Genomic DNA, 9,051 nt, shown 5'->3' with positions numbered 1-9,051 from the left:
TAGAGGGGTTAGGTGGATTTAACAGCCATGAGAACGAAAAATGAGATAAAGTTTTTAACAAAGCTGTTGAATATAGAGGGAATAAAAGTAATCTCACATCGCCAGCATGAAGGGATTGGAATAATTTTACAGCTCGAACAAATTGGAAAGGAAAGTAGCTGTCCCCGCTGTGGGACAAAAAGCCATAGATTACATCAAAATCATCGATACCTAGTCAAAGATTTACCGTGGGGAGAGAACTTCGTATTTTTAGAGATTAACAGACGACAGTTTAAATGTGAAAAATGTGGCAAGCCATTTAGTGAAGAGTTAGAGTTTGTCAGAAAAAGAAGAAGCTATAGGAAACGGCTAGCCAGGAAAATAATTCAAGAAGTGTTAGAGAACGATATCCACAGCGTAGCCAAAAAAGGAGTAGTGACAACAGAAGAAATAGAAAGGATGTTGAAAGATGCAGCGAAAGAATACTTGAAAGCCAAGCCTAGCGAGTTGAAGAGATTAGGGATTGATGAAATAGCTGTAATTAAAGGAAAAGGGAATTACTGTGCAGTATTAATAGATTTAGAGAAGTCTAAGCTAATGCTTGATGTTGCCAGGAAGAAAACAAGAAGAAATTAGGGAAGTCCTCTTGGAGTGGGGAAAAGAGGTATTAGAGCAAATAGAAGAAGTAAGTATAGATTTATGGAAAGGTTATAAAAATGTAGTAATAGACCTGATGCCAAATGCTCAAGTAGTCGCCGCTCGATTTCATGTAATGGCACAAATAAACAGGGAATTAGACGCCGAAAGAAAGCGCGAGAGAAGACAGGTAGAAGATTTAATTAAACAAGCAGGCTCTTCAGAAGAAAAAGTCGAGCAGGAGAGAGTTTTAGAAGGATTGAAGAAAAGTAAATATGTGTTGCTGAAGAACGAAATAGACCTGAGTGAAGAGCAAAAAACTAAACTCCTGCAAGTTAAAGATGTATCTCCTACTCTCAAGCTCAGGCATGAATTAAAAGAAAAGCTCAGAAAGATTTTTGAACAGACTAATAATTGGTTGGTTGGTTTATTTAAACTGGGAAGATGGCTATCAGGAGCCAAAAAATATTTTCCCGATAGTCAGAACACTATTATTCGTTGGCTAGATGAGATTATTGCTTACTTTGATTATAAGACTACGAGTGGTGTTGTTGAGGGCATCAACAATAAGCTCAAGTTGATTAAACGTTCTGCTTACGGGTTTAGAAACTTTGAAAACTTCCGAGTTAGATGTTTGCTTACTTGGCAGTTTAATTGTTAGTTTAGCATACTAGATACTGAAGAACCAAAAGATTAATGCGCCCCCATTGACTGCGGTCAATGGCGATTGATAAACGAGTACCAACACGACAATAAGTTGTCAACCAATAAGTAATTAATGGGAACCAAATTAATGAAATAGTTAAGTGTGGCAAATCCAAAAATCTTTGTAACTTACGTCGCCGACTTTCGCTGGTAATTAGAGAGGGAAATACGCGGGAGAGCCGTTCTAATCTGATTTGTTTTTCGGATTGTATCACAGGTAACAAGATTTCAATCAGCTTAAACTGAGCTAACGTTAGTTTTTTTTCTAAATGAATCCGGTAGAATGTTGGTATCATTATTTTTTGGATAGGCAAGCGTATAACAATTTTGCTGCCTATCTTTTTTTAGCACACATTGGCTTAATCCTTACCAGGGCTATTTCATTCTGATCGAAAGGCTGATATGATATTGGATTGATTCTCACTATCAGGCCCGTCTACGATGTCTCAACTTGCCATTGTCGAAGCTTTTACAGCCCTGCCTGATACGCGGCGTACCGCAGGACAACGCCATACACAAGCTCTATGTTTAGCTTTGTTTACTCTGTCGGTGACGGCTGGAAATCGTGGATTTCTGGCGATTGGAGACTGGCTTTGGGCCTACCATGATGAATTGGTAGCCATGGAAAGCGCCACCCAAAGGGCGCTTACCGTCTTACAGCACAATTCGGCGGACACTGTTGCGACTCGATTACCGGGATTACTCGGCTTGTTTATCTCGATTCTTCGGCATTCAACCTTTACCTGGAGAAACCATTGCCACCGACGGCAAGGTGCTGCGAGGCTCTTATGAAGCCATCAGCGATGACCCCACAGTAGACTCACATCCGGCGATTATGCTGGTCACGGCTTATATTGTCGAGCGGGGCTTGATTCTAGAACCCTACGAAGTCGAGTCGAAAACGAATGAAATCACTGCTTTGCCTGCCTTCATCAAACAGATGGCATTACAAGGAGTGGTGTTCGCTTTTGATGCCATCAGCACCCAAAAAAACAGCGACTGCAATCATTGACAGCCATAATGACTATATCGGTGCACTCAAAGGCAATCAGTCAGGCTTACTTGCAGCTGTAGTAGCCAATTTTCAACCACAAGCAACGACCCAACAAATCAATAAAGGGCATGGTCGCATTGAAAAACGCACCGTCAGCATTAGTCATATCCTTGATGGAATTCCCGATTTTCCTGGACTACAAACCTTGATTCGAGTTCAGTCCGAACGCCTTGTGCATCGGGCGACCATCATTGAAGTCACAACCGTTACTCGCTATTACGTTGCCTCATTTATTGATACGGTTCAAGCTTTTGCAGCACGAATTCGAGGGTACTGGGGCGTTGAGAACAAAGTCCATTATGTTCGAGACGTAACTCAAGGCGAGGATGCTTCTCGTATTCGCACCCCACCACTGGTGCAAATTTGGGCAATCGCCCGCAATTTTGCCCTCAATTTGTACCGAGATAACGGTTTTAATAACATGGCTCAAGCGCAACGAAGTGCTGGCTTTAATCTTAACACACTCAAAATCTTGTTCAGAATGAAATAGCCCTGTAATCCTTACTCCCTCTTTGTTTCAGCCTGGTTGTTACCCCCCCAGGATTTTTTGATGGTTCTATTTTTATCAACTTTCCGGCAAAGTCTTTCTGCGTAAGCCTTTCGACGATTTTTAACACCCGAAGGAAGGAAAAACAAATAAGGTGACTAATTGTGCAATAGTTTACCGTAGAGCAAGACTTCTGGGGTTCAATTGTGCCAGTTATTGATTTTTCATTCCTAAGTTCGGTAGAACTGTTAAACATTACTCGCTTGTTACGATTCTTTCCTCGTTTAACTTCTCAATTATTTTAACTACTTTATTATAAATGGCTCTCCAATCTACATCGTAGTTACGGGTGTGAGGATGAGAAACTGAATCAAGATCCTCAGTAATAGCATCTCTAGATACAAAAAATGTGTGTTGACAGTTTTCTCTGGGATGAATGCAAAATGCTTCTTCATAGCGAACCATGTGTGTGTTTCCATGATATAGACCAATTTTATTGGCTATCCAAGGAAATACACTTCCTGCTCCATAACCCATGATAAATAGGTCTATAGCATACACCCATACAAAGGTTTCATGTATTTCACAATCAAGAGCATTATATGTACTAATGTTAGGAGGTATTAGCTCTAAAATTTTTTCCATATTGGCTTTTTCTGTGGGCATTCCATCAAAAATAACTCCCAGTGTAGGAAAATCATTTGAGAGGTCTCTGATAATATTCGCAATTCCTTCCACCTGCGAAATCCATTCTCTTGTGTGGCTACGAATTGAGATCCATAACAGCGGAAAGTGTTGTTTAGATTTTGCTACTTTTTGTAAAAAATTTGGTCTACACTTCTTGTAAGAATTATGATATATTCTGCTCGCCAATTTTTCTTTAATACACAATGCCGTTAGCTTAACCGTGAAAAAATTGTTGGTTAAACAGAATTGAAAATAAGTCGGCTGCGGTAGCTCTGCATGAAGATACCAATAAGGTGCTTGTGCTTGAAAATAAAAAAAATCCACATTTGGTTTTTCAGCCCTTATTTCTGGGAAAATATCTTGAATATCTAAATAATTATTTGGTCCTATTACATAGGCATCTACTTTATTTAATTTTTTAGTTTCATATAGCTCCTGTATTGCTGAAATCTCGTTCCAGAAATAGTGCCCTATATTCCACATTCCCAAGACAGCAGATATTTTTTTAGGTTGATCGCTTAAGAGATAATCTTTGACATCGTTTAGACAACTAAGTGTATAACTTTTGAAAATATTTACCCAATAGTCAACAGGGGCCGCTTCCATCATAATCCCATTTGTTGGATCGCAAAAACTGATAATTAAATCTTTGAATGGAAAGTAAATAGCTATATTAAACCTTACCCAATTACCTCCTACGACTAAATAAAATAATTCTGTTCCTAAAAAACGATAAAAAATCATGTACTGGTAGTGATCGACATAAAATGATTGATCGGATTTAATTTTTTTACCCGAGACAGGACAGATTGACTCGACATAACCCTTATCTATTATACTATGTAGGCTAGAAGAGATTCCAAAATTGGAAATCGGCATTTCCGGAGAATAACTCCAAACATCTTGATAGCTTTGTTTAGCAGAAACATTAACTTGGTTAATTAATTCTAAATTGGCTATCGATACTTCTATATTTTCAAGAAATATCCGATCTTCTTCGCTTAACGAGTGGAGTTTAATAAATCTATAGCGGCTGTTTTTTTGGAAGTGTTCCCAAACACCTTGAATTTTAAGTTCGCCAGCTTTTCGCGTGGAGGTAATAGCCTCATCCCATTTGTTCTGTTGTGAGAACAACCATGCTAAGTTCCAGTATGAATCCACATAATCCGGTTGAATCTCTACTGCTTTTTGGTAAGCGGCGATCGCTTTATCTATTTTACCTGAAAGTGTCAGCAAACTGCCTAAGTGAAAATAAATCTCTGCATCCGGTTGAAGTTTGAGGGCTTCTTCGTAAGCAAGAATCGCTTCATTAACACGACCATCTTTTGCTAAAGCGTGTCCTGATTGTTGATAAGACGCTATTTTTAGATGGATAGAATCTAAGTTATTCATTATTTTTTTAACCCCTCAATTATCTTAACCACTTCTTTGTAAATTGCTTGCCAATCGCAGTTATAGTTTCGCATCCAATGACAATGATATACGGCATCCATTTCCTCAGTAACAGCATCTATAGGTATCATGACTGTTAAAGTGCAGTTTTCTCTGGGATTTGGGCAGAAGGGTTCGGCTTTTGACCATTCTTTATTTGTATGATAAACCCCCGTTTTATTAGCAATTGATGGAAAGATACTGCCAGCCCCATAGGGAGCGACGAACAAATCAGGGGCCTGAACCCAGACAATCGTTTCATAAATATTACAGTCTAAGGCGTTGTATGTCTTCACTGTGGGAGGAATGAAACCGATAATCTTATCCATCTTTCCTTTTTCTGCTGGCACTCCGTCGAAAATCACGCCTAAATCACAATATTCTTGGGAAAGTTTTTCGATAAGACTCGCAATTCCTTCTACCTGGGATACCCAGGCTCTGTGGTGACTACGAAGCGTAATCCATAAAAGTGGAAAGTGTTTTTTAGATTCTCCCACTTCTTGTAGAATTTCCTCGCGACATTGGCTGTAACTATTATTATACAGTCGGCTACCCAACTCCTCTGTGATGCCGTAGTAAGCTGGAGTGAAAATAAATAAATTATTCTTGACACCAGCTTCAAATCCCAAGTGTGACAATTTTCCGGGGACATTCAATACCAATAAGTTAGTATTTTCTTGTTCCATTTCAGGAAAAATATGCCGCAGGTCTAATCCGTAATTGTAACCACCAACAGCTAAAGCCTCTAATTTCCTGAATTTTCCTGCTTTATAAATATCTTGAAGCCCAGACACCTCATTCCAAATAAAGTGTCCAATATTGTTATGAAATCCTAAAGCAGCCGTTACTGGCTTTGGTTGATTGTTTAAAATATAAGATTTGACATCATTTAAGAAACCCAGGGTATAACTTTTTAATGTATTGACGTGCTGTTCGATCAACCATCTCGGCGACATTCTTTCACTCCCAAGTCCGCATTCTTCGTCATAAAAAACAAGAATCATTTCTCTGCTGGGCAAATAAATAGCTAACTTGTAAGTGTAATTACTAGCAACCATTAGATAAAAAACTTCAGCACCCATGAACCTATAAAAAATAATGTAAAAATCCTGACCCATCAAAAATGACTGATTTGACCGCAGGGTATTGCCAGACCTAGGGCAAACAGAGTCAATGTAACCTGTATCTAAGATTCGGTGCTGAAATGCAGGAAGCTTCGGTAGCCCCCCATATACGGGGGATGCCGCTTTCATTGCCACTTTCCAATCTTGATTATCTTTGCTAATTTGCTCCAGATACTCGAGGGACAATCCGGCATTCTCAATGTAAATTCTTTCATTCTGTGTTAAACCATTTATATTAATAAAATTATATTCGGTTGTTTCTTGAAAAATTTTCCTCACTGGCTCTAAATCAAAGATTTTTGGAGTGATTTCGCAAGCCTTGTTATAACATTTTATTGCTTCATCCCACTGATTTTTTTGTGAAAGCAACCAAGTTAATTTGCAGGAACTTTCTAAATTGTCTGGTTTAATTTGTAGGACTTGGCTATAAACTAGAATGGCATCATTTGCACGGCCTTGGGTTGTTAACAGCCGCCCTAAAGATAAGTAAGTATTGGTGGCATCAGGCTGAAGTTGGATTGCCTGTTGGTAAGCCCGAATCGCCTCCTCACCGCAGCCTTTTTTTTCTAAACTTTGCCCCAGAAGTTGCTGCGACCAAAAAGATTGCGGGGTTAGTTCAGTCGCACGACGGAATGAAGTAGCCGCTTCTTCCCAGTTTTGCAAACCCATCAGAGCTAATCCTAAATGGTGATGGAGCCATGAAATCTCTGGTCTAATTTCTATCGCTTGACGATACCAAACTACCGCTTCATCCCATTTTTGAGTATGGCTCAGGGCTACCCACAAACCGTGCTGAACGTTTGTCGTATCTGGGTTGAGTTGAAAGGCGCGTCGATAATAGAAAAGAGCTTCGCGAAACCTGCTTTGTCCTTGAAATAAATTTCCTACTTCTTCTTGAGCCTTGGATAAATCAGGATTGAACTCAGATTTTAAGAATGATGCCAATTTCAGATCCCGGTCTATAGCCGTCGAGTCAGAAGTGAGTGCTTCCTCTGCCTTTTGATAACAGTTGACCGCTTCATCCAACTTACCCTGTTGCGCCAAGGCATCCCCCCAACTAAGGTAAACTTGATGAGAATCCCCGTCTACTTCAATAAGTTTAGCGTAAAAAGCAATCGCCTCATCCCACTCACCAACAGCAGCCAAAGCTTCCCCCAAACTGTAGTAAGCTTCCGAAAATTTAGAATTTTGTTTGATAGCTCGACGGTAACATATAACCGCCCTCTCTTGCTTACCCTGAGCTAAAAGAGTGTTCCCCAAACTAAGAAATTCCGCCGCTGTTGCCTTGTCCGGTTCCAGCATCAATGCCAAATACCCGCACTCTGTCGCTTCCTCTGGCTTGCCAATTTGTGAAAATACCCTAGCTAGATTTCGGTAAAATCCAGCAAAATTGGGTTGAATAGCGATCGCCTTTTGGTAATAAAAAATCGCCTGCTGCCAATTTTGCTCCTGAGCATAAATACTGCCCAAATTAGCCAAGGCAGCAGCATAATCCGGCTGAATTTCTACCGCTTTAGCATAGGATTCCCTAGCTTCCTCCAGCTTACCCCCTACTAGAAAGGCATTGCCCAGAGTTTTGTAAGCTACAGCATAATTTGGTTGAATAGTCAATGCTTTCTGACAACAAGCGATCGCCTCCTCCGCCTTCCCCTGGAGACAATATACTTCTGCCTGTTGGTTGTGAATTTCCGCATTCTCCGGGTCGATCGCTAAGGCTTTTCCGTAGCATTCCAGCGCTTGGTCGTAAAAGCCAGCATCCTTTAATTGGTTGCCCTCATTCAAATAAACGATCGCACTTTCCCCGTTCACGTCATTTACCATATATTACGGACATTGAATAATTGTGGGCAACTTTCATATAATATCAACTTAGTTAAATCACAAATGCTGCCCTCTGTCAAGGTAATTATAGCCTCCGTAGGCGCTATCAGAAGGAACCAATCCCCTGTAACTGCCATCTTAGGGTAAAGTACAGGGTGGAAAATCATTGTTTTACGGAGCTAAAAATGACTGCACGCTTACTTGTCACAGGTGCCGCTGGCTATTTGGGTTCGGTGCTGTGCGAGCACCTACTCGACGCAGGATACCGCGTCACAGCGCTCGACAGCCTCATGTATGGGCAAAATTCTCTCTTCCATCTTTGCGCCAACCCAGCCTTTGATTTCATTGAGGGAGACGTGCGGAACGAAGACTTAATGCAGCGCCTCATTAAAGATGCAGATGTCATCATCCCCCTAGCGGCTATCGTCGGTGCTCCCGCCTGCAAGCGAGACCCCGGAATGACAAAATCAGTAAATCTAGAAGCAGTACAGCTAATCAACCGCCTGCGGAGCCCGCAGCAGTTAGTCGTCTACCCCAACACTAACAGCGGTTACGGCGCTAGTACCGGGGACACCTACTGCACTGAAGATACACCCCTCGACCCGATTTCTTTGTACGGTCAGACAAAAGTTCAGGCAGAATTGGAACTATTGGAAAGCCCCAACGCTATCACCCTGCGCCTTGCTACTGTGTTCGGCACATCTCCCCGGATGCGCTTAGACTTGCTGGTAAACCACTTTGTGTACACAGCTATTACAGACGGCTATCTGGTAATCTTCGAGAAAGACTTCAAGCGCAACTACGTCCATATTCGGGATGTGGCTGACTGCATGATTTACTGCATTCAAAATGCTGAAAAAATGACCGGACGACCCTACAACGTGGGACTGGATGAAGCTAACCTCTCGAAAGAAGAATTAGCCCTCAAAGTCAAAGAGTACGTCCCCAATTTCTACATTCACTTCGCCCCCATCGGTAGCGACCCAGACAAACGCAATTATATTGTTTCCAACCAACGCTTACGAGAAGCTGGGTTCGAGGCAAAACGTACCTTAGACGACGGCATCAAAGAACTTTTGAAAGGATACCGGATGATGGGAAGAGCACCATTCAAGAACATTTAACGC

5 protein-coding genes and 1 pseudogene are annotated in these 9,051 nt (G+C 41.1%); 4 read left to right on the top strand and 2 right to left on the bottom strand.

The features are described 5' to 3' along the window. The first annotated feature begins 27 nt into the window (after nucleotides 1-27). The 3 genes and pseudogenes from QUA62_RS08835 (at nucleotide 28) to QUA62_RS08825 (ending at nucleotide 2,864) form a co-directional block, all read left to right on the top strand. Nucleotides 28-1,276 (top strand): annotated as a pseudogene (locus QUA62_RS08835) (ISL3 family transposase). A gap of 723 nt (nucleotides 1,277-1,999) precedes the next feature. Beyond that, the gene (locus tag QUA62_RS08830; RefSeq protein ID WP_333403473.1) at nucleotides 2,000-2,332 is read left to right on the top strand and encodes a hypothetical protein; all 333 of its coding nucleotides are present in this window, start codon (nucleotides 2,000-2,002) and stop codon (nucleotides 2,330-2,332) included. Further along, on the top strand, nucleotides 2,292-2,864 hold the full coding sequence (locus QUA62_RS08825) for an ISAs1 family transposase (RefSeq protein WP_333403472.1): 573 nt from the start codon (nucleotides 2,292-2,294) through the stop codon (nucleotides 2,862-2,864). Before QUA62_RS08830 ends, QUA62_RS08825 begins: the two co-directional genes overlap by 41 nt. Before the next feature lie 252 nt (nucleotides 2,865-3,116). Here QUA62_RS08825 and QUA62_RS08820 read toward each other — a convergent pair whose 3' ends face one another. Beyond that, nucleotides 3,117-4,940, bottom strand: coding sequence for a tetratricopeptide repeat protein (locus tag QUA62_RS08820; RefSeq protein ID WP_333403471.1), 1,824 nt, complete (start codon nucleotides 4,938-4,940; stop codon nucleotides 3,117-3,119). Next, nucleotides 4,940-7,924: a tetratricopeptide repeat protein gene (locus QUA62_RS08815; RefSeq protein ID WP_333403470.1), complete on the bottom strand. Its 2,985-nt coding sequence runs from the start codon at nucleotides 7,922-7,924 to the stop codon at nucleotides 4,940-4,942. The genes QUA62_RS08820 and QUA62_RS08815 overlap by 1 nt, the downstream gene beginning before the upstream one ends. Nucleotides 7,925-8,109: 185 nt before the next feature. Between QUA62_RS08815 and QUA62_RS08810 the strand changes: the two genes are divergently transcribed. Then, nucleotides 8,110-9,048 carry an NAD(P)-dependent oxidoreductase gene (locus QUA62_RS08810; RefSeq protein ID WP_333403469.1) on the top strand — a complete coding sequence of 313 codons (939 nt, stop codon included), beginning with the start codon at nucleotides 8,110-8,112 and terminating at the stop codon, nucleotides 9,046-9,048. Nucleotides 9,049-9,051 lie beyond the last annotated feature (3 nt).

The sequence above is a fragment of the Microcoleus sp. MON1_C1 genome, assembly GCF_036701945.1.
Classification (GTDB): Bacteria; Cyanobacteriota; Cyanobacteriia; order Cyanobacteriales; family Microcoleaceae; genus Microcoleus.
This window is presented reverse-complemented; position numbering and strand designations above follow the sequence as displayed.